General features: G+C 70.4%; 17 protein-coding genes. 9 read left to right on the top strand and 8 right to left on the bottom strand.

Features of this window, described 5'->3' with window-relative positions; translation table 11 throughout:
* Nucleotides 1-42: 42 nt before the first annotated feature.
* Complete coding sequence (recQ, locus tag ACN6LB_RS04100; protein WP_445024599.1) at nt 43-2,091, top strand: DNA helicase RecQ; 2,049 nt, start codon at nt 43-45, stop codon at nt 2,089-2,091.
* A gap of 127 nt (nt 2,092-2,218) precedes the next feature.
* Here recQ and fahA read toward each other — a convergent pair whose 3' ends face one another.
* A complete protein-coding gene (gene fahA / locus ACN6LB_RS04095; protein ID WP_445024598.1) occupies nt 2,219-3,433 on the bottom strand; it encodes a fumarylacetoacetase in 1,215 nt (404 codons plus the stop codon).
* Between the two features lie 246 nt (nt 3,434-3,679).
* Between fahA and ACN6LB_RS04090 the strand changes: the two genes are divergently transcribed.
* Entirely contained in the window at nt 3,680-4,966 is a 1,287-nt protein-coding gene (locus ACN6LB_RS04090; protein ID WP_445024597.1) for a carboxylate--amine ligase, read from the top strand.
* A gap of 80 nt (nt 4,967-5,046) precedes the next feature.
* Nucleotides 5,047-6,267, top strand: coding sequence for an FAD-dependent oxidoreductase (locus ACN6LB_RS04085; protein WP_445024596.1), 1,221 nt, complete (start codon nt 5,047-5,049; stop codon nt 6,265-6,267).
* A gap of 99 nt (nt 6,268-6,366) precedes the next feature.
* On the opposite strand, the gene ACN6LB_RS04080 is transcribed toward ACN6LB_RS04085, so the two are convergent.
* Nucleotides 6,367-7,329, bottom strand: a complete 963-nt coding sequence (locus tag ACN6LB_RS04080; RefSeq protein WP_445024595.1) for a hypothetical protein — start codon at nt 7,327-7,329, stop codon at nt 6,367-6,369.
* A gap of 274 nt (nt 7,330-7,603) precedes the next feature.
* Here ACN6LB_RS04080 and ACN6LB_RS04075 point away from each other — a divergent pair, with 274 nt between their 5' ends.
* On the top strand, nt 7,604-8,410 hold the full coding sequence (locus ACN6LB_RS04075; RefSeq protein WP_445024594.1) for an HAD family hydrolase: 807 nt from the start codon (nt 7,604-7,606) through the stop codon (nt 8,408-8,410).
* Nucleotides 8,411-8,453: 43 nt separating this feature from the next.
* On the opposite strand, the gene ACN6LB_RS04070 is transcribed toward ACN6LB_RS04075, so the two are convergent.
* The 4 genes from ACN6LB_RS04070 to ACN6LB_RS04055 all read right to left on the bottom strand — a co-directional run bounded on the left by ACN6LB_RS04070 (nt 8,454) and on the right by ACN6LB_RS04055 (nt 13,432).
* Nucleotides 8,454-8,789: a hypothetical protein gene (locus ACN6LB_RS04070; protein ID WP_445024593.1), complete on the bottom strand. Its 336-nt coding sequence runs from the start codon at nt 8,787-8,789 to the stop codon at nt 8,454-8,456.
* Between the two features lie 102 nt (nt 8,790-8,891).
* Complete coding sequence (locus tag ACN6LB_RS04065) at nt 8,892-9,800, bottom strand: DUF5959 family protein (RefSeq protein ID WP_445024592.1); 909 nt, start codon at nt 9,798-9,800, stop codon at nt 8,892-8,894.
* Nucleotides 9,801-9,879: 79 nt separating this feature from the next.
* Nucleotides 9,880-11,892 (bottom strand): CocE/NonD family hydrolase, encoded by a 2,013-nt coding sequence (locus tag ACN6LB_RS04060; RefSeq protein ID WP_445024591.1) that lies wholly within the window; start codon nt 11,890-11,892, stop codon nt 9,880-9,882.
* 37 nt (nt 11,893-11,929) lie between these two features.
* Nucleotides 11,930-13,432, bottom strand: a complete 1,503-nt coding sequence (locus tag ACN6LB_RS04055) for a peptide MFS transporter (protein WP_445024590.1) — start codon at nt 13,430-13,432, stop codon at nt 11,930-11,932.
* Nucleotides 13,433-13,701: 269 nt separating this feature from the next.
* Between ACN6LB_RS04055 and ACN6LB_RS04050 the strand changes: the two genes are divergently transcribed.
* The 5 genes from ACN6LB_RS04050 to ACN6LB_RS04030 all read left to right on the top strand — a co-directional run bounded on the left by ACN6LB_RS04050 (nt 13,702) and on the right by ACN6LB_RS04030 (nt 19,278).
* Nucleotides 13,702-14,712 carry a polyprenyl synthetase family protein gene (locus ACN6LB_RS04050; protein WP_356140928.1) on the top strand — a complete coding sequence of 337 codons (1,011 nt, stop codon included), beginning with the start codon at nt 13,702-13,704 and terminating at the stop codon, nt 14,710-14,712.
* A 134-nt stretch (nt 14,713-14,846) separates the two neighbouring features.
* A complete protein-coding gene (locus tag ACN6LB_RS04045) occupies nt 14,847-15,893 on the top strand; it encodes a CHRD domain-containing protein (protein ID WP_445024589.1) in 1,047 nt (348 codons plus the stop codon).
* Nucleotides 15,894-16,128: 235 nt separating this feature from the next.
* On the top strand, nt 16,129-17,394 hold the full coding sequence (locus tag ACN6LB_RS04040) for a LolA family protein (protein WP_445024588.1): 1,266 nt from the start codon (nt 16,129-16,131) through the stop codon (nt 17,392-17,394).
* Between the two features lie 44 nt (nt 17,395-17,438).
* The gene (locus tag ACN6LB_RS04035) at nt 17,439-18,410 is read left to right on the top strand and encodes an ABC transporter ATP-binding protein (RefSeq protein ID WP_445024587.1); all 972 of its coding nucleotides are present in this window, start codon (nt 17,439-17,441) and stop codon (nt 18,408-18,410) included.
* Nucleotides 18,397-19,278, top strand: a complete 882-nt coding sequence (locus ACN6LB_RS04030) for an ABC transporter permease (RefSeq protein WP_445024586.1) — start codon at nt 18,397-18,399, stop codon at nt 19,276-19,278. The genes ACN6LB_RS04035 and ACN6LB_RS04030 overlap by 14 nt, the downstream gene beginning before the upstream one ends.
* Before the next feature lie 12 nt (nt 19,279-19,290).
* Here ACN6LB_RS04030 and ACN6LB_RS04025 read toward each other — a convergent pair whose 3' ends face one another.
* Both ACN6LB_RS04025 and ACN6LB_RS04020 read right to left on the bottom strand, forming a co-directional pair.
* On the bottom strand, nt 19,291-19,875 hold the full coding sequence (locus tag ACN6LB_RS04025; RefSeq protein ID WP_445024585.1) for a flavodoxin family protein: 585 nt from the start codon (nt 19,873-19,875) through the stop codon (nt 19,291-19,293).
* An 85-nt stretch (nt 19,876-19,960) separates the two neighbouring features.
* On the bottom strand, nt 19,961-20,566 hold the full coding sequence (locus ACN6LB_RS04020) for an exonuclease (protein ID WP_445024584.1): 606 nt from the start codon (nt 20,564-20,566) through the stop codon (nt 19,961-19,963).
* Between the last annotated feature and the right edge of the window lie 17 nt (nt 20,567-20,583).

Raw genomic sequence — 20,583 nt, 5'->3', positions numbered from 1 at the left:
GGTGGCTGTCGTGGGAGAAGCACGACGGACGGGGGACTGGCGATGGGTGGGACGGGTGTGATGACCGACGCGGGCGCGACGGAGACTCTGGGCGACAGCGAGGCACTGGCCACGCTCCACCGGGTCTTCGGGTACGACGCCTTCCGCGGCGAGCAGGAAGCGATCATCGAGCACGTGGTCGCGGGCGGCGACGCCGTCGTCCTCATGCCGACCGGCGGCGGCAAGTCGCTGTGCTACCAGATCCCGTCCCTGGTCAGACCCGGTACGGGAATCGTGGTCTCACCCCTCATCGCGCTCATGCAGGACCAGGTGGACGCGCTGCGGGCGCTGGGCGTGCGTGCAGGGTTCGTGAACTCCACGCAGGACTTCGACGAGCGGCGCACGGTGGAGGCGGAGTTCCTGGCGGGAGAGCTCGACCTGCTCTACCTGGCTCCGGAGCGGCTGCGCCTGGACACGACGCTCGACCTGTTGTCGCGCGCCAAGATCTCCCTTTTCGCCATCGACGAGGCGCACTGTGTGTCCCAGTGGGGCCACGACTTCCGCCCCGACTACCTGGCGCTCTCCCTGCTCGGCGAGCGCTGGCCGGACGTCCCGCGGATCGCGCTGACGGCCACGGCCACCCGCGCGACGCATCAGGAGATCACCCAGCGTCTGGGTATGCCGACGGCCCGCCACTTCGAGGCGAGTTTCGACCGCCCGAACATCCAGTACCGGATAGTCCCGAAGGCCGATCCGAAGAAGCAGCTTCTGTCCTTCCTGCGCGAGGAGCACGAGGGCGACGCGGGCATCGTGTACTGCCTCTCGCGTAATTCGGTGGAGAAGACCGCCGAGTTCCTCTCCCGCAACGGCATCGAGGCGGTGCCGTACCACGCGGGTCTGGACGCGGGCACGCGCGCCAGACACCAGTCGCGCTTCCTGCGCGAGGAGGGGCTGGTGGTCTGCGCGACCATCGCCTTCGGGATGGGCATCGACAAGCCGGACGTCCGGTTCGTCGCCCATCTCGATCTGCCGAAGTCGGTCGAGGGCTACTACCAGGAGACGGGCCGTGCGGGCCGCGACGGACTGCCGTCGACGGCATGGATGGCCTATGGACTGCAGGACGTGGTCCAGCAGCGGAAGCTGATCCAGGGCGGGGAGGGCGACGAGGCGTTCCGCCGCCGGGCGGCCGCTCACCTGGACTCGATGCTGGCGCTGTGCGAGACGGCCGAATGCCGCCGGGGCCAGCTTCTGGCCTACTTCGGCCAGGACCCGCGCACTCCGGCGTGCGGCAACTGCGACACGTGCCTCACGCCGCCCGAGACCTGGGACGGCACGGTGGCGGCGCAGAAGCTGCTGTCCACGGTGGTGCGACTGCAGCGCGAGCGGGGCCAGAAGTTCGGCGCGATCCAGATCGTCGACATCCTGCTGGGGCGCCGCACCGCCAAGGTGATCCAGTTCGACCACGATCAGCTGTCGGTGTTCGGTATCGGTGAGGAACTGGCCGAGTCCGACTGGCGGGGTGTCGTGCGGCAACTGCTGGCCCAGGGGCTGCTCGCGGTCGAGGGCGAGTACGGGACGCTGGTGCTGACCGAGGCCAGTGGGACGGTGCTGCGGCGCGAGCGCGAGGTACCGCTGCGCAAGGAGCCGCCCAAACCGCCCACAGCCCGTTCGTCGTCCTCCCGGGGTGAGCGCAAGTCCAAGGCGGCCGTGGCCGAGCTGCCTCAGGAACTGGTCCCCGCCTTCGAGGCCCTGCGCTCCTGGCGCGCCGAACAGGCCAAGGAACAGGGCGTCCCGGCGTACGTCATCTTCCACGACGCCACGCTGCGGGAGATCGCCACGGTGTGGCCGAAGTCGGTGACGGAGCTGGGCGGCATCAGCGGAGTGGGCGAGAAGAAGCTCGCCACGTACGGGGAGGGCGTGCTGGAGGTTCTGGGCTCCCTGGGCGGAACTCCCGCGACGCCGAGCCCCACGCACGACCCGGCGCCGGGCGGAGCGCCGGAACCGGGCCCGCACCCGGGCACGAGTCCGCACCCGGGCACGAGCCCGGGCACGAGCCCGGACCCGGACTGGCCCGAGATGGACATGGAGCCGGAGCCCGAGGACTGGATATAGCGGACTGGATGTAGGGAACCGGACCTCAGGGGGCCGGACAGCAGGGGCCGGCGGGGATGTACCGGCGCGACCCTCCCGCCGGTGGGCGGATGCCGACCCGGCGGGGGTCTCGCCGGTGTCCACCGGGTCAGGACGCCGGCGTGATCCTGCCCGTCACCTCGCCCAGGCCGGTTCGGGTGCCGTTCGGGCCGGGGGCCCAGGCCGTCAGGGTCACCTCGTCGCCGTCCTCCAGGAACGTGCGCTTGCCGGCGGGGAGTTCGAGAGGGGTCTCGCCGTTCCAGGTGAGTTCGAGCAGGGAGCCGCGTTCGTTCTCGGCGGGGCCGCTGACCGTGCCCGAGCCGTAGAGATCGCCGGTGCGCAGGGAGGCGCCGTTGGCCGTCATGTGGGTGAGCTGCTGGGCGGCCGTCCAGTACATGGTGGAGAACGGCGGCTCGGAGACGACATGGCCGTTGATGGCCACGGAGATGCGCAGGTCGTAGCCGGCGGGCTCCTCCGAGGCGTCGTCCAGGTAGGGGAGCAGGGGGTGGGTGCGCTGCGGGGGCGCGACCTGGGCGTCCTTCAGGGCGTCCAGCGGGGTGATCCACGCCGAGACGGAGGTGGCGAAGGACTTGCCGAGGAAGGGGCCGAGGGGGACGTACTCCCAGGCCTGGATGTCGCGGGCCGACCAGTCGTTGAGGAGGCAGAGGCCGAAGACGTGGTCCCGGAAGGCGGGGAGCGGGACGGATGTGCCCATGTCGGTGGGGGTGCCGACGACGAAGCCGACCTCCGCCTCGATGTCCAGCCGGACGGACGGGCCGAAGGAAGGGGCCGATTCCGTGGGAGCCTTGCGCTGGCCCGACGGACGTACCACCTCGGTTCCCGACACCACGACCGTGCCGGACCGGCCGTGGTAACCGATGGGCAGGTGCTTCCAGTTGGGGGTGAGGGAGTCGGGGGCGTCCGGGCGGAAGATCCGGCCGACGTTGCGGGCGTGGTTCTCCGAGGCATAGAAGTCGACGTAGTCCGCGACCTCGAAGGGGAGGTGCAGGGTCACCTCGGACAGGGGGTGCAGCAGGGGTGCGATGGCCTCCCGGTGGGAGGGGACCGTCACCCAGGCCGTGAGGGCGCGTCGGACGTCGGACCAGGCCGTGCGGCCCGCGGCGAGCAGCGGGTTCAGCGAGGGCCGCGCGAGCAGCGAGACATACGGGGAGCCGAGCGCGGCGGCGGCCGCGCCCGCGTCGAGGACGTGGTCGCCGAGCCGGACGCCGACGGTGCGCTCCGAGGAGCCGGTCCGGGAGAAGACGCCGTACGGAAGGTTGTGCGGACCGAAGGGATCGCCCTCGGGGACATCGAAGGGGGGCATCGGGTGCTGCCTCGCTTTCGTGCTCGCCATGTGTTCCATGCGTTCCGTGTGGTCGCGCCACACGTTACGTGGGAGTGACGGTGTTGCGGCAGGGCCCCCTGGGGGACCGCTGGTGGTGCCGGGCGCCCCTAAAGAGTTCGCAATGTCCGATTAGGTCTTGTCGGAGGCGTCAATTCCGGCTTAGCGTCCTTTGGGGGACACGGACGGGGTGGGTCCGGTCCGTAGGGGGGACACGTGGGGGGACCCGTGGCCAGGAGCGCCGGTGGCGTTCCGGTCGACGCAGACCGGGACGTGCCGGGTCTGATCGTGAAGTTCGGCGACTATCCACTGCATCACGGCGGGGTGGGCGCCATCCGGAGCCTGGGCCGTCTGGGCATACCGATGTATGCCATCACCGAGGACCGTTACACGCCGGCCGCGGTCTCACGCTATCTGCGGCGCGCCTTTGTCTGGCCGACGAGCGGGACGGAGGCGCCGGAGCGGCTCGTGGAGGGCCTGTTGAGGATCGGGCGCCGCATCGGACGCCCGGCGGTGCTCGTCCCGACGGACGAGGAGGCGGCCGTCCTGATCGCCGAGCATCAGGACGTGCTCGGCGACCGGTTCCTGTTCCCGAAGGTGGACGCGAAACTGCCGCGCCGCCTCGCCAGCAAGCAGGGTCTGCACGAACTGTGCGTGGAGCACGGCATACCCAGCCCGGCGGCGGCCTTTCCGCAGTCGTACGACGACATCGCGCGGTTCGCCGAGACGGCCGCGTTCCCGCTCGTCGCCAAGAACCGCGAGGCCTTCGTCCGCCGGAAACAGCCCGCGGTGAACGGGACGACGAGGATCGCGACGCGCGAGGGGCTGCTCACGCTCGCCCGCGACTGGGGCGAGCACCCGGGCGTGATCCTCCAGGAGTACCTGCCGAGGGAGGACGCCGAGGACTGGATCGTGCACGCGTACTTCGACGCGGACTCGACGCCGCTCGCGATGTTCACCGGCGTGAAGGTGCGCTCCTGGCCGCCGCACGCGGGAATGACGGCGAATGCATATGTAGTCGACAATCCGGAACTCGCGGATCTCGCCGCGCGTTTTATCAAGCAGATCGGCTTCAGCGGAATCATCGACCTCGACCTGCGCTTCGACCGGCGCGACGGGCAGTACAAGCTCCTTGACTTCAATCCGCGGATGGGCGCGCAGTTCCGGCTCTTCGAGAACGAGTCGGGGATCGACGTCGTCCGTGCCATGCACCTCGACCTGACCGGGCGTGCCGTTCCCGAGGGGGAACAGCGGGCCGGTCACCGTTATGTGGTGGAGAACATCGACCTGCCGGCCCTGCTCGCCTACCGGCGCAGCGGTTACACGACACCGCACGCGCCCGCTCGCGCGAGTGGTACGGAGCTGGCGTGGCTCGCGGGTGACGACCTGCGGCCGTTCTTCACCATGCTGGCGCGCTTCGTGCGGCCGGGCGCGAAGCACCTGTATCAGCTGTGGCGGACCAACCGCCGCGGCAGCACCACGACCAGTGCGACGACCGGCAAGGACGCCCGGTAGCGCCGGCAGGCGCGAGCAGCAGGGGCGAGAAGTGACGCACGACCACGAGTGGCGAAGTGGTGTCCTGGGGAGGGGACTTCGTGATTCATCCGGTAGCAGTCATCGGTGCCGGCCCGTTCGGCCTGTCCACCGCGGCCCATCTGCGGGCGCGCGGCATTCCGGTGCGCGTCTTCGGCGAGCCGATGGTCAGTTGGCGTGACCACATGCCCGAGGGGATGCTGCTGAAATCGACTCCGGTCGCATCCAACATCGACGCGCCGCAACGCGGCCACAACCTCGTCGACTACTGCGATGCTGCGGGGGTACCGCGGCTCGTCACGGACGAGGACATCATTCCCGTCGAGACGTTCATCGCGTACGGGCAGTGGTTCCAGCAGAAGCTCGTGCCCGAACTGGAGCGGGTGCGGGTCGTCTCCGTGGACCGCAAGGGCGGCCAGCGGGGCCAAAGCGGCGCAGGCTTCGAAATCAAGCTGGACTCGGGGGAGTTGTTCACGGCGCGGGCGGTCGTGGTGGCCACCGGGCTGTCCGGGCTCGCCCATCTGCCCGCCGAGCTCGGGGGCGCGGCGGCCGACGGGCCCACTCCGACGGGTCCGGTGTCCCACAGCTCGCAGCACCATGACCTGAGCCGGTTCTCGGGCAGGGAACTCGTGGTCGTCGGCGCGGGGCAGTCCGCGCTGGAGACGGCCGTCCTGGCCGCGGAGGCGGGCGCGCAGGTGAGGGTGGTCTCCCGGGGCCGGGGCCGGGTCGCCTTCGGTGCGCCCCCGTGGGAGCAGCCGAAGCTTCGCCCGGAGTCGCCGTTCGGCCGCGCCTGGTCGCTGTGGGCGCTGAGCTACTACCCGCAGCCGTACCGTCATCTGCCCGCGCAGGCCCGGCACTACCTGGTCCGCCGCGTGCTGGGCCCGCTCGGCGCGTGGTGGCTGCGTGACCGCTTCGAGGGCAAGGTCGGCGTCCGCGAGGTCGCGCGGATCGTTCGCGCCGAGGCCCAGGGCGCCCAGCCGGTGCTCACCCTGCGGACCCTCGGCGGCCGGGTGGAGGAGCTCGCCGCCGACCACGTCATAGCCGCGACGGGCTATCGCGTGGACATCGCGGCGATGGACTTCCTCGGACACGAACTGCGCACCGAGCTGACGGTGAGCAGGGGCACGCCGAGGCTCGGTGCGGGCTATCGGTCGTCCGTACCGGGGCTGTACTTCACGGGATTGCCCGCGGCGGCTTCGTACGGCCCGGTGATGCGGTTCGTGTGCGGTACGGAGTTCGCCTCGCCGCGGCTGGCGAAGCATCTGGCGGCAGCGCACGGCTGAGGCGGGCGACGGCTGCCGGCACCGACAGCCACCAACGATCGCCGTGGGTGCGGTCGGTGCCGACGGTACCCACGGCCACCACCAACGACCGTCGACGGCTCAGGAGCGCGGCGTCTCGTCGGTGAGTGTCCAGGCGGCCGAGTCCCTGCGGGGGGCGGGGCGGACGTCCCACCGGGCGAGGTCGCCGTCCGCGGTCGGGTCGCCGGAGGGGAAAAGGCCGCGGGCGTCGGGTCTGAAGTAGAGGCGGTGTGCCCAGAACTCGGGGAGTTCGTGGCCCAGCAGGTCCTGTCCCATGGGCTGGAGCTCCTCCGCGGCGTACCCCTCGTTGATCCGTGCGACGGCCTCCGCCCGGGAGATTCCGAAGCGCTCCACGAGGACGTCGGCCATCTCGCGGAAGTAGTCGAGCCACTCCTCGTCGAGGCGCAGCAGGAACTCCCCGGTCCGAGGGGCGTTCTCGTAGACCGCCGCGTGCTGCCAGGCCAGGAAGTCGGTGATCACCTCGGGTGGGTTGGCCGCCTCGGTGGCCGCGATCTCCCAGCCGGGGGCGTACATGTCGAAGACCACGACGGGAAGGGGGCGGCCGAAGATCCGCTCGATGTGGCCCTCGGCGTGCAGATGCCGGGCGAGGGCGATGCAGGCGCCGGAGAAGTGCAGGCCGAGGAGGTCGTCCTTGCCGTCGATCTCCTTCTGCTCGGCCTCGGGGAGGTCGTCGGGCAGCTCGAACTCGTCGTCGTATCCCTCGTACCAGAGCCCGAGTTGCCTCACCTCCTCGACGTAGAGACGGCTGCCCTCCGGGTCCTCGGGCACGTTGCCGAGCGTCTCGAAGCCCTCCAGGAGCCAGTAGGCGTAGTTCCAGCGGGCCTCGCCCGGGTCCTCCGGGTAACTCTCGCGCTCGTACTGGCTCTCGGTGTTGTAGCCGATGGCCACGTACGGGCGGCGGCAGTCGTCGTCGGTCCGCCAGATGCGGAAGGAGAGGACGTATGTCTCCGGCCTCAGCTCTTCGGGGAACCGCTTCAGGATTCCCACGGCGGCCTCGCGCAGATGCGCTTCGAAGAGGCTCATGTCTCCCTCCGTACCTTCTCGATCGAGTTGTTCCGATGATGCTGTCTTTGTGGGGCGGCCCGGGCGGAGCCGTCTCTCCGGGGCAACTCCCCGATGTGCCACAGGCGTTCGAGTCGGTGCCGCGTCATCATCCTGCCTCCTGGTGAAGCCGTACGGCAGCGGCCCGGTGGCGCGGAAAAGGACCGGGTACGACAAGCCGCGTGGCGCACGAGATACCGGACGTCGTCCGGTTCACGCCGGGCCGATGTGTCGTTCGATCCGTATTCTTCGGATCATGGCCGCTCCGACTGCATATTCACTCATCGCCACTGACCTGGACGGAACGCTGCTCCGCGGCGACGACACCCTCTCCGACCGGTCGTTGGCCGCGTTGGCGCGGGTGGCCGGGGCGGGGGCACAGCACTTGGTGGTGACGGGACGACCGGCGCCGAGAGTGCGACCGCTGCTGGAGGACCTCGGCACCACGGGCCTCGCGGTGTGCGGGCAGGGGGCGCAGCTCTACGACGCGGGAGCGGACCGCCTGCTCTGGTCGGTCACCCTGGACAGGGAGTTGGCGGAGACGGCGCTCGGCAAGATCGAGGCGGAGGTCGGCCTTCTCTACGCGGCGGTGGACCAGGACGGTGTGGACGGGCTGACGCTCATCGAGCCGGGGTATCTGATGCCGCACCCCACGCTCCCCGCGGTCCGCGTCGACCGGCGCGACGACCTCTGGACCGAACCCATCAGCAAGGTGCTGCTGCGCCATCCGACGCTGTCCGACGACGAGTTGGCGTCCGCGGCGCGCATGGTGGTCGGTTCGCTGGCGACGGTCACCATGTCGGGGCCCGGCACCGTCGAACTTCAGCCATGTGGCGTGACCAAGGCGACGGGACTCGCGCTGGCCGCCGCGCACCTGGGTCTGGCGCCCGCCGCCACGATCGCCTTCGGCGACATGCCCAATGACATCCCGATGTTCGACTGGGCCGCCCGCGGCATCGCGATGGCCAACGCCCACCCTGAACTCAAGGCCGTGGCCGACGAGGTGACGCTGTCGAACGAGGACGACGGGATCGCTGTGGTGCTGGAGCGGCTGTTCCCCTGACCGTTGATTCGTCCGGCAGTCCCCGGCGGTGATGTGCCGTGTGTCAGTCCCCGGCGGGCCGTACGGTCCAGTGGGCCGAGTCACGCGGCGGAGGCGGGCGGACCTCCCAGACGGAGAGGTCGGTGTCGGGGTCGTCGTCGGGGAGGCGGCCCCCGTTGGGCCTGAAGTAGAGGCCGTAGCCCCAGTATTCGGGGAGTTCGCGGCACATCGGGTCGGGATAGGGCGTGATGTGCCGTTGCGCGTAAGCCCTGTTGATCCTCGCCACGGCCTCGGCGCGCGGGATGCCGAAGCGGGTGACCATCTCGTGGGCCATCTCGCGGAAGTACGCGAGCATGCCCGCGTCGAGATCCATCAGGAACTCCCCGGTCCGCGCCGCCATGTCCTCCCGTTCCCCTCTGCCCTGCCCTGCCCTGCCCTGCCCTGCCCTGCCCTGCCCTGCTCTGCTCAGCGCGCCTCGGCCGCCTCCGCGTGGGCGGGCCGGCTACTCAGGGTTCCACGCCGTCAGTACGTCGTGAAGTCGTTCCCGGTGGCGGGCGATCCAGTGCTCCGGCAGGTCGACGGGGACATGCACGGTGACCATGGAGACCGTCTCGTCCTCCACGACGACCTCCGGACAGTCCCGCTCGCCCGTCAGCCGGATGAACACCGACGGCCCTCTGTCCACCGCCATCCACGCGATGTCCTCGCCGCTCTCCAGCCGGTCCAGGGCGCGTCCCCAGTCCTCAAGTCGCCGTCGCCACAAGGCGAGTGGGATGCGCCCGCTCACGAACGGGGTCTCCACGGCGATCTCGGCCGCGAGACCGACGCCGTCCTGCATCATCGGGTGCCGCCCGAGGACCGTGATCCTGACGGCGTTGCCCTCCTCGTCGGCGAGCAGCGCGAGATCCATCGGGCCGACGCGGGTCGCGACGGGCAGGTCGGCGTCGCAGAAGACGCAGACGAAGTGCGCGTCCCGAACGGAGTTCCACTCGCCGCAGGCCGGGCAGCGGCGGTGGACGAGAGGGTGGGTGAAGCCCGGTCCGTGGGCGATACCCGCACGGTGGAGGGCCGCGACGACGGCCGGCCAGGACTCGACCGGGTCGGGGCAGTAGCCGGTGGACTGGTTGCTCAGGTAGTCCGCCGTCCAGCCCTGCCGCAGAAGGGCGAAGCCCACCTCTCCGGCGGCACGCACCGCCTCGCCGTCCGCGCAGGCCACGTGCTCGGAACGGCGCGGCGCGAGCCGCAGGGTTCCGGAGCGGTCGACGACGAAGGTGAACGGCTCGGGGCGTTCGTCGTCGGGGCGGCCCGACAGGAAACGTTCGAGGTCCGCCGGGCTGCGGACGAGGGTTCCGGTCCCGTGCCGGACGCTCGCCGCGATCTCCGCCGGGCCCACGTATGCGTACGTGTGCATGCCAGAAGCTACCTCCCGGCAGGCTCACCCCGCGCGCTCATTCCGGGCCGCCTCACCTCGCGCGACACCCTGGAGCGCCTCACCCCGCCGTGCGCGGAATTCTCCTCTCCCATGTCCGGTGGAAGACCACCTCGTCCCCGTCCTTGCAGATCACCTCGTTGGAGGTGAGGAAGTTCTCGGCGTCGCAGGTGATGTCGGAGCGGGTCTCCACCCGTGTGTCCCAGCCCAGTTCGGGGCGGTGCAGGCGGATCGACCAGGACGAGTGGGTGCGGGCCGACAGCGGGTCGGACTCGTTGATCGTGTACGTCTCCGCGGCGTCCTCGGTGAACTCCAGGCCGTCGGGGTAGACGCGGGTGCCGCCGTAGCGGGGGTCCACCTCCAGGCGCCATTCGCCCTTGGCCACGTCGCGCACGACCAGGCGTTCGGGGCGGGGCTCGTCCAGGGTGGCCGGGAAGGCGACACCGAGCGGCTCGGACTGCTCCGCCTCGTCGAAGGTGATGCGCGACTCCTCGGAGGTCGACTCCCTTGCCCGTACGGGGAGTTCGAGCGCGCTGCCCGCCGGATCCAGAGTGAACCCCTCCTCCGATCCCGGCTGCGGCCAGATCCAGGGCCAGTACGCGGAGGAGACGGCGAGCCGGATGCGATGGCCCGGCGGGAACGCGTGTCCGATGCCGTTCAGTTCGAAGGTCACCTCCTCCGTGGTGCCCGGCGTCCACGGGATCGCCCGGTCGCGGCCGTGCCGGGCGGAGAAGTTGAGGACGCCGCGGGTGACGAGGGTCGACGCGCCGTCCGGCGACACGTCGCACACCCGCGCCACCACCTGGCCCCGGCCCCGGGGAGCGTAGGACGTCAGCCGCAGCCGTACCCGCGGCCGCCCCAGCACCCAGGTCTCCTCCGGCACCTCGAACTCGAAGCACACCGAGCGGGCGTCCTCCTCCCGCTGGTCCGGCGGCAGGTCCGCGTCGTTGCCGAAGGGGAAGAAACGGCCCGCGTCCAGGCCGGTGTGCTGCGGGGACCGCACCCGCACAGGGGCGCCGCGGAGTGCGTACGAGACCGGGGTCACCCGCGCGGAGGGCCAGGTGTCGTCGCCCACCCAGCGGCCGGGCAGCACGTCGTACACCGTCGCCGGAGGGTGCGAGTCGCTGACGTACGAGCGCAGCAACGGCTCCGCCATCACCCCCGTGTCGGTGCCGCGCAGCCAGTGGTCCCACCAGCGCAGCGTCTCCTGGAGGAAGCCGATCGCGGGGCCCGGCGGCAGGCCGCGGTCCGGGTACTGGTGCGACCAGGGGCCGATCAGGCCGCGCACGCGGTCCGGCGGGAGGTTCTCGACCAGGCGCAGCACGGTGTCGCGGTACGGGTCGTGCCAGCCGCCCACCGCCAGGACGGCGGCGCGGACGGCGCCGTAGTCCTCGCAGACACTGCCGTGGCGCCAGTACGCGTCCCTGGTCTGGTGTTCGAGCCAGGTGTGGAGGTACGGGTCCACCGCCTCCAGCCGTTTCAGCCACAGCTCACGCCACATCACCTCGCCGGCGTAGGCGGGGTCCGGCGGGCGGGCGACGAAGGCGAGCATGGTGGCCGCCCAGGCGTGCATGTCGACGGCGAGGACGGAACCTCCCATGTAGTGGACGTCGTTGTCATAGCGGTCGTCCGTGGAGCAGACCGTGACGACCGCCTTGAGCGGCTCGGGCGCGAGGGCCGCGAGCTGGAGGGAGTTGAAGCCGCCCCAGGAGATGCCGAACATGCCGACCCGGCCGTCGCACCAGGGCTGGGCCGCCAGCCAGTGGATCACCTCCACCCCGTCGGCCAGCTCGGTTGCGGAGTACTCGTCGGTGGGCAGCCCCTCCGAGTTGCCGTGCCCGCGGACGTCCACGCGCACGGAGGCGTAGCCGTGACCGGCGTACCAGGGATGGCGCTGCCAGTCGCGCGGAGCGGTCCAGTCCGTGAGGCGGTACGGCAGGTATTCGAGCAGCGCCGGGACGGGCTCGGTGGTCAGAGGGCGCCAGACGCGGGCGTACAGGCGCGTGCCGTCCGCGAGCGGGATGCGGACGTCCTCGTGCGCCGTCTCGTACGGGAAGGCCGTGCGGATCTTCATCGCGGAAACCTCGGATGCCTGAGTGGACTCGGTTGCCTCAGTGGACGGGGTGCATCGTGCGGCGCAGCCAGGGGGCGAGGGCGATCACGGCCAGGCCCGCGGCCACGGCGATCGCGCCGTTGACGCCGAAGTAGGCCGGCTTGGAGACCTGGTCGTAGAGCTTCACGGTCTGGGCCTGGATGCCGTTGGCGAGGGCCAGGGACAGGAACCAGAGGGACATGGTCTGGCTGGAGAAGGCGACGGGGGCGAGCTTGGTGGTGGCGGACATGCCCGAGGTCTCCAGCAGGATGTCGCCGAGGCCGAGCAGCAGGTAGGAGCCGACGATCCACCAGGCCGACATCAGATAGTCGTCGCTCGGCCGGCCGCTGGTCGGCAGGACCATCAGGAGGAAGGAGAGGCCGCCGAGGATCACGCCGATCGCGATCTTGTTGGAGGCGTGCGGCTGGCGGTGGCCCATCCGGACCCAGAGCGCGGCCACGAAGGGCGCGAGCCCCACCTCGAAGGCGCCCAGCGCGGACGCGTACCAGCTCGCCGGGAAGTCGAAGCCGAGGATCGTCGTCTCGGCGTTCGACGCGGCGAGCAGCATCATCGTCGAGTACGCCTGGAAGAGGATGAAGTTGAAGACCGTCGAGGCGAGGAAGAGGACCACGTACGGCCGCAGCCGGCCGCGTTCCTCGGGCGTCACCCGGTCGCTGCGGAACATGACCGCGAAGTAGACCACCGGGGCGATCACCGAGATCAGGGTGAGCAGGTCGACGAAGCGGCCCATGGTCAGCCAGCCGCCGGCCGCCAGGAGCACCGCGAGTACGGCCGCCGCGAGCAGCCCGAGGACGATGCGGCGCACGGCGCGGCGCATCGCGTCGGGGGCGAGCGCGAACTGCGCCGCGTGGGTGCGCCCGGCCAGGTGACGGCGGCCCGTGACGTACTGGACCAGTCCGAACGTCATGCCGATCGCGGCTGCCGAGAAACCCCAGTGCCAGCCCTTGTGGTCGCCGAGCCAGCCGGTGATCAGCGGGCCCGCGAAGGCGCCGATGTTGATGGCCATGTAGTAGAGCGCGAAACCGGCGTCGCGGCGGTCGTCGTCCGTGCGGTAGAGCTTGCCGACCATGGTGGCGACGTTGGGCTTGAGCAGGCCCGTTCCCGCGCTGATCAGGCCGAGGCCCGTCCAGGTCATGGCGGCCGTCGGCACGGCCATGGAGTAGTGGCCGCAGGCGATCAGGATGCCGCCCCACAGGACCGCGCGGTACGAGCCGAGCATCCGGTCGGCGAGCCAGCCACCGGCGACGGACACCAGGTAGACGAGCGTGCCGTACGCCGCCGACACCGACGCGGCCGTGCCCGCCGCCATGCCCATGCCGCCGTGGGCGACGGTGTCCGCGAAGAAGAGGACCAGGATCGCCTGCATCCCGAGGAACGAGAACCGCTCCCAGACCTCCAGACCGGAGAGTGTGAGCAGGCCCCGGGGCTGGCCGAAGAAGGCATGGTCGTCACCTGCCGGCGGAGGGCTCTCGGGCTCGGTTTCGACGGTGCTTCGGGACACGCGGGCCTGCTTTCGGCTGATCGGGCCTGCTTTCAGGTAAGTCCATAAATGTCAGGTCGTATCACCTGATGGGGAACATACCGTCCGTGATCGGATACCGCCCGGCCTGGAAGGGCGGGCGCTCGTGGTGATCGAAACGTGACCGGATACGCTGACTTGAGTGATGGCAGCGACACATCGACAAACCGTGTCATCGACCGAATGATCGACCGAGACCGAATGATCGACCGAGTTCGCCATGTGATCGTCAGCAGACAGGAGAACCTCTCGTGACCGTCGTCGGGCCGTTCGGGCTGAGCGTGCGGGACCAGGCTCTCGAAGCCGATGTCCAGGCCGGATTGGTGGCTGTCGAGGAGGGCCTGCTCGAAGTCACCAAGAGCGAGGTCCCCTTCATCACGGAAGCTGCGCAGCACCTCCTGCGGGCCGGCGGGAAACGGTTCCGGCCGCTGCTCGTGATGCTCGCCGCGCAGTTCGGCGACCCCTATGCGCCGGGTGTCGTGCCCTCGGCCGTGGTCGTGGAGCTGACCCATCTCGCCACGCTGTACCACGACGACGTGATGGACGAGGCGGACGCGCGGCGCGGGGTGCCCAGCGCCAACACCCGCTGGGGCAACTCGGTGGCCGTCCTCACCGGTGACTTCCTGTTCGCGCGCGCTTCGCACACCCTGGCCGACCTCGGCCCCGAGGCCGTACGCATCCAGGCCGAGGCGTTCGAGCGGCTGGTCACCGGGCAGATCCTGGAGACCGCGGGGCCGCGCGACGGGCGCGACCCGGTCGACCACTACCTCGACGTGCTCGGCGGCAAGACCGGTTCGCTGGTGGCCGTGGCCTGCCGGTTCGGCGCGATGATGTCGGGCGCCGACGAGACGGTCGTGGACGTGCTCACGCAGTACGGCGAGCGGCTCGGCGTCGCCTTCCAGCTCGCGGACGACGTGCTGGACATCGCCTCCGACTCGCATGAGTCGGGCAAGACGCCGGGGACCGACCTGCGCGAGGGCATCCCCACGATGCCGGTGCTGCGGCTGCGGGAGCGCGTGGAGCGGCTCGGGCTGGCCGAGGACATCGCGCTGTGCGAGCTGCTGGACTCCGACCTGACGGACGACGCCCGGCACGCCGAGGCGCTCTCCCGGCTCCGGGTCCACCCCGCGCTGGACCAGGCCCGGCTGGACGCCGTGCGGTACGCCGAGGAGGCGCGGGCCGCGCTGGCGCCGCTGGTCGAGTGCGATGCGAAGGCGTCGCTGGTGGAGCTGTGCGACGCGGTGGTGCACCGGGCGGGATAGCCCGCGCGGAGCCACCGTCGACGGCGTGACCCGGGTCACATGATTGGATTGAGTCCAGGCTCGGATTCATTCCGTACTCCTGCACAGAAGCCGGCGCAGGGGGCGTCGGCCGAGTACGGGGAGACAACAGAATCATGGGATCCGACGCCACGTTCAGTACGAGCAGTACGAGCAGTGCAAGCTCCACGAGCCCCACAGGCTCCACGCGTCGCAAGAGCCTGATCCTGGCCGCCGCAGCGGTCGTCGCCGCGGCCGGATTAGCCGCCGCCGTCAGCCCGGCGCTGGCTGACAGCGGCAGCAACGGCGCGGGGCACTCCGGGCACGGCGACCAGACCATCGCCGTACGCAGCGGGGTCCTCGGCGGCAGCGGAACCATCCTCGCCACCAGCCTCAACGGCGCGAGCGAGGTGCCCGTACAGGGCGGCCCCGCCGTCGGCGACAAGGACGGCGAGGCGCTGGAGTTCATCAAGGTCAAGGGGAACAAGGTGTCCGTCGCCGTGACCTGGCGCGGCACCGGCAGGCCCACCATGCTCCACATCCACCAGGGCGCCAAGGGCACCAACGGCGGCGTGAAGATCGACTTCAGCAAGCTGCTCGGCGGCAGCAAGCACCACAGCGTCACCGGCACCGTGAAGGTCGAGGACGCCGCCCTGCTCGACCAGTTGAAGAACGACCCCGGCGCCTTCTACGCCAATCTGCACACCGCCGAGTTCCCGGGCGGCGCCGTCCGCGGCCAGCTCCACAAGGTCACCGGCTCCTTCGACTTCCGGCACGCCCTGAACAACTTCCAGGCGTCGGTGGTCAAGGGCGAGCAGATCTACGAGTGCAAGGCCGTCGAGGGCGGCGGGTTCGCGTTCGCCCAACGCGACGTCAGCGCACGGCTCGGCGGCGGCATCGCGCACTCGTTCACCGCGCCCAACTCCGGTACGCCGCAGTGGGTCGCGCCGGACGGCAGCGCGGTCACCGGCGCGCTGATCTCCAAGACCCCGAACGGCGACAAGAACATCGCCGAGCTGGACCTCAAGGCCACGCAGTCCGGCCGGCACCACGGGCTGCTGGCCCACACGCAGGAGATCCTGCGCCTCAACACCGTGGGCGGCATCGCCCCGGCCGGGTCCTGCGCACCGGGCACGATCGTGGGCGTGCCGTACCAGGCGGACTACGTGTTCGTGCAGAAGTAACCGGCCCCCTTCGAAGGCGGCGCCTTCCTCGACCCCTACGGGTTGGGGGAGGCGCCGCCTCCTTGTGTCATACCGCAGCAGTACATGGAGTTGATCCCGGGGTCTGACGCTTCCCCTCGGCCGATTTGGTCAGATGGAAAGCACCACTCCTCACCGATTCGGGTGAGAATGGCGGCTCAGGGGTGGACGAGTGCAGGGACGGTAAGCCGCCGCCGACGACGGAGGTAAGGCACACATGGCACCGTACGAATCCGATCACGCGTTGACTGGCGAGGCGGAGGCCGAGGCCGAGGACGTGCGCGCAGGCCGGCGGAAGGCGGCGCGTTACGTCGTCCCCGTCGCGGTGGTGGGGGTGGCGGCGGCGACCATCGGGCTCGTCCCGGCCCTCGCCGACTCCGGCGACCCCGACCTGGCGAAGATCAGCGCACAGCAACTCGTCGAGAAGATCGCCAAGTCGGACGTACAGCAGCTGTCCGGCACCGTGAAGATCAGCACCGATCTGGGGCTGCCCGACTTCGGCGGCCTGGTGGGCGGTTTCGCCTCCGGCGCGGCCAGGGGCGACGGCGGCTCGTCTGCCGACCCGCAGTCCAAGCTGCTCGAACTGGCCTCCGGCACGCACACGCTGCGCGTCGCGGCCGACGGCCCGGACAAGGGCAAGGTCTCGCTCCTGGACAGCGCCGCCGAGTACAGCGTCATCCACAACGGCGACCAGGTGTGGGCCTACGACAGCAAGTCGAACGAGGTCTACCACGCGACGGCGCCGAAGTCCGACGACGCGAAGAAGGGCGACAGCCGGAAGACCCCCCACGGGGACGACGTTCCGGCCACGCCCAAGGAACTCGCCGACGAGGCACTGAAGTCGGTCGACGACACGACCTCCGTGACGGTCGACGGCACGGCGCACGTCGCCGGGCGCGACGCGTACCGGCTGGTCATCAAGCCGAAGCAGTCCGGCACCACGGTCGGCGCGATCACCATCGCGGTGGACGCGAAGACCGGTGTGCCGCTGAAGTTCACGCTGACCCCGGCGAGCGGCGGCGCGGCCGTCGTGGACGCGGGCTTCACCCAGGTCAGCTTCTCCAGGCCGGCCGCCTCCACGTTCGACTTCACGCCGCCCAAGGGCGCGAAGGTCACGGAGGAGGGTGACGCCAAGGCGGACCGGAAGGCCGACGGCAAGTCGCTCCCGAAGGGCGCCGAGGACTTCGGCAAGGGCCTCGGCAAGGGCGACACGGGCCTCGACGGCATGAACGTCATCGGCAAGGGCTGGAACTCCATCGCCTCCTTCGACACGGGCGGCGAGGGCGTCCCGTCGGGCTCGGAGGTCGGCGGTGACGTCGGCGGCTTCCTCGACTCGCTCGGCGACAAGGTCACCGGCAAGTTCGGCTCGGGCACGGTCTTCAAGACCCGCCTGATCAACGCCCTGATGACGGACGACGGCAAGGTCTACGTCGGCGCGGTCACCAAGGATGCGCTGGTGAAGGCGGCCGACGCCGCACAGTGATGCCCGTACGCACCTGACGAGTTGAGTCGAGATTGAGGGAGCCCATGGAGGAACGGTCCGCCGCGGAGCCCGACATGGTGGACACGGTGATCGCCACGCGCGCGCTCACCAAGCGCTACCGCGGCGGACAGCTCGCCGTCGACGGTCTGGACCTGACCGTCCCGGCGGGCAGCGTCTTCGGCTTCCTCGGTCCCAACGGCTCCGGCAAGACGACCACCATCCGCATGCTGATGGGCCTGATCGAACCGACCGCGGGCACGGCGCGGGTCCTGGGGCACCCGATGCCCCGCGCCTCCCGCACCGTGCTCCCGCACGTCGGCGCCCTCATCGAGGGACCGGCCCTCTACGGCTTCCTCTCCGGACGCGACAACCTGCTGCGCTACGACGCCGCCGACCCGACCGCCGACCCGCGCACCCGGCGTACGCGTGTGTCGGCCGCCCTCGACCGGGTCGGTCTGACGGCGGCGGCCGGAAAGAAGGCGAAGGCGTACTCGCTGGGCATGAAGCAGCGGCTCGGGCTCGCGGCCGCGCTGCTCCAGCCGCGCCGCCTCCTCGTCCTGGACGAGCCGACCAACGGCCTGGACCCGCAGGGCATGCGCGAGATCCGGTCCCTGATCCGGGAGTTGGCTTCCGAAGGCACGACCGTCTTCCTCTCCTCGCACCTCCTCGACGAGATCGAGCAGGTGTGCACCCACGCGGCGGTGATGGCACAGGGACGGCTGATCACCCAGGGCGCGGTGGCGGACCTCGCGGCGGGCGCGCGGAGCCGGCTCGTCGTGACGACCCCGGACGCGGGGGACGCGGCGCGGGTGCTGAAGGAGCAAGGGGTGGCGGACCTCGTGGTCACCGACATCGGGGTGACGGGCGAGCCCCCGGACCGCGACCGCGAACTCGGCGAGCTGAACGCCGCGTTGGTGACAGCGGGCGTCCGGGTCCGCGGCTTCGGGGTCGAACGGGCCTCGCTGGAGGACGCGTTCGTGGCGCTGACGGGGGAGGGGTTCGATGTCGCAGGCTGAAGTGACCGCGCCGGTCGCCAGGAAGGTCAGTCCGCTGTGGACGTTCGGCCTGCTGCGCAGCGAACTCGCCACCACCTTCCGGCGGTGGCGGACGCTCGCGCTCCTTGCCGTACTGGCGGCCGTGCCCGTCCTCGTCGGCGTTGCCATCAAGATAGAGACGAGCGACGGCTCGGCGGTCGGCGGCGGAGGCGGCGAGGGCCCGGCGTTCATCGCGCAGATCACCAACAACGGCCTGTTCCTGGTCTTCACGGCACTCGCCGCGACGCTCCCCTTCTTCCTGCCGATGGCGATCGGCGTCATCGCGGGCGACGCGATCGCGGGCGAGGCGAACGCGGGAACGCTGCGCTATCTGCTGGTGGCGCCCGCGGGCCGCACCCGCCTGCTCCTCACCAAGTACGCCACCACCATGGCGTTCTGCCTGGTCGCGACCCTGGTCGTGGCGGTCTCGGCCCTCGCGGTCGGCGCGCTGCTGTTCCCGCTGGGCGAGCTGACGACCATCTCCGGAACCCGGATCAGCTTCGGCGAAGGGCTGGGGCGGGCGCTGTTCATCGCGCTCGTCGTGGCCGCGTCACTGACCGGGGTGGCGGCGCTGGGCCTGTTCATCTCGACACTCACGAACAGCGGCATCGCGGCGATGGCCACCACGGTCGGGCTGCTCATCACGGTCCAGATCCTCGACCAGATCCCCCAACTCCACGCCCTTCAGCCGTACTTCTTCTCCCACTACTGGCTGTCCTTCGCCGACGTCATGCGCGACCCGGTGTACTGGGACGACCTGGTCCGCAACCTCGGCCTGCAGGGGCTGTACGTCGCGGTGTTCGGCTCGGCGGCGTGGGCGCGGTTCACGACGAAGGACGTCACGACGTAGGGGGTAGGCGCGTCACGCGGCTTCGTACGGGAACCGGGCGAGCGGCGGCTCCTGCGCGAAGAACGTCTTCGCGCGGGTCAGGGCCGCCTCGTCCTTCAGTACGTCGCCGGGCTTGCTGCCGTTGCCCAGCAGGACCCCGCCGAAGTGCATGCCCATGTACGCCGCCGAGTTGTTGAGCGTGCCGATCAGCGGCTCGGCGACCTCTTCCTCTTCGTGCGCGAGCGCGGTGACGCCCCAGAGGGTCCGCCCGGCCATGGTCTCCTTGAAGTCGACGCCCGGGGTGCGCAGCCAGCCCGACCAGTAGTCCAGGTAGCGCTTGGAGTGGGCGGACACCGAGTACCAGTACAGCGGCGACGCGATCACGATGTCCGTCGCGGCGAGCGTGGCGTCGAGCAGCAGCCCGACGTTCCCCTCGGTCGGCCGCACATGATCCGCGTCGTGCCGCAGATCCTCGAAGTCGGGCAACGCATGCTCGGCAAGACTCAGCCAACGCTGCCCCACATCCCCGGGCAGCTGCTCCGCCGCCCTACGGGCCAGCAACTCGGTGTTGCCGGCGGGGCGGCTGCTGCCGAGGAGGAAGAGGAAGCTACGGCTCATGGGGACCCCCGGGTGCGTGGCGTGCGACGACTACGTGCGCACACATTATATGCATGTGCATGCAGCCGTCCAGGGGGTCTGCCGCCTACGGCTCCGACTGCAGCTCGGCCCCGTCCCAACGCATCAGGTTCTGGAACAGCTCGGCCTGCTCGATCGCGTCGTCCAGTGCGTTGTGCGTATGAGGCCGCGAGGACAGCAGGTGGCGCGGCATCGAGCGTTTTGTCGATCCAATGATCGGCGAGGCGGCTTTGGCCGCGTACAGCGTCTTGAGATCCAGGCACCGGGAATGCCCAAAGGGTGATCCATTACTGGCGAATTGCATGAAATACCAGTACATCCACATCCAGTCGTAGCCCAGTGGATAGGCCACGAACACCGGAGCGGCGCCCAGCTCCCCGGAGACGGTGGCGAGCCAGTCGGCCGCGGCGTCCATGGCCTGGGCAGGCTCCTGACCCTCCCGGACCAGCCGACCGCGATCCAGTCCGCCGACCGCCAGCGCCTCCGGGTCGTAAGCCTCACTGATCGGCTTCAGCTCGGCATAGAACGTCCGCTCGGCCGGCTCCACCGCCTGGAACGTCACACCGTCGCGGACCCCCGCGACCGCCAGGCCGAAACTCGACATGGAGTACGGCCCGGGAACGGGACCGTCGGCCTCCACGTCGGCCGAAACGTAGAACTCTGCTTTTGCCATTGTTCTCTTCTCATTGG

The organism is Streptomyces sp. SAS_270 (genome assembly GCF_052543295.1).
Note: the sequence above shows the minus strand (reverse complement) of the source record. Positions and strands in the feature narration are given on the sequence as shown.

Coding starts and splice junctions, on each gene's coding strand:
- ACN6LB_RS04030 (WP_445024586.1), top strand. CDS start 18,397: ATGTCGCAGGCTGAAGTGACCGCGCCGGTCGCCAGGAAGGTCAGTCCG.
- recQ (WP_445024599.1), top strand. CDS start 43: ATGGGTGGGACGGGTGTGATGACCGACGCGGGCGCGACGGAGACTCTG.
- fahA (WP_445024598.1), bottom strand. CDS start 3,433: ATGCCCCCCTTCGATGTCCCCGAGGGCGATCCCTTCGGTCCGCACAAC.
- ACN6LB_RS04070 (WP_445024593.1), bottom strand. CDS start 8,789: ATGGCGGCGCGGACCGGGGAGTTCCTGATGGATCTCGACGCGGGCATG.
- ACN6LB_RS04080 (WP_445024595.1), bottom strand. CDS start 7,329: ATGAGCCTCTTCGAAGCGCATCTGCGCGAGGCCGCCGTGGGAATCCTG.
- ACN6LB_RS04075 (WP_445024594.1), top strand. CDS start 7,604: ATGGCCGCTCCGACTGCATATTCACTCATCGCCACTGACCTGGACGGA.
- ACN6LB_RS04045 (WP_445024589.1), top strand. CDS start 14,847: ATGGGATCCGACGCCACGTTCAGTACGAGCAGTACGAGCAGTGCAAGC.
- ACN6LB_RS04060 (WP_445024591.1), bottom strand. CDS start 11,892: ATGAAGATCCGCACGGCCTTCCCGTACGAGACGGCGCACGAGGACGTC.
- ACN6LB_RS04040 (WP_445024588.1), top strand. CDS start 16,129: ATGGCACCGTACGAATCCGATCACGCGTTGACTGGCGAGGCGGAGGCC.
- ACN6LB_RS04025 (WP_445024585.1), bottom strand. CDS start 19,875: ATGAGCCGTAGCTTCCTCTTCCTCCTCGGCAGCAGCCGCCCCGCCGGC.
- ACN6LB_RS04035 (WP_445024587.1), top strand. CDS start 17,439: ATGGAGGAACGGTCCGCCGCGGAGCCCGACATGGTGGACACGGTGATC.
- ACN6LB_RS04065 (WP_445024592.1), bottom strand. CDS start 9,800: ATGCACACGTACGCATACGTGGGCCCGGCGGAGATCGCGGCGAGCGTC.
- ACN6LB_RS04020 (WP_445024584.1), bottom strand. CDS start 20,566: ATGGCAAAAGCAGAGTTCTACGTTTCGGCCGACGTGGAGGCCGACGGT.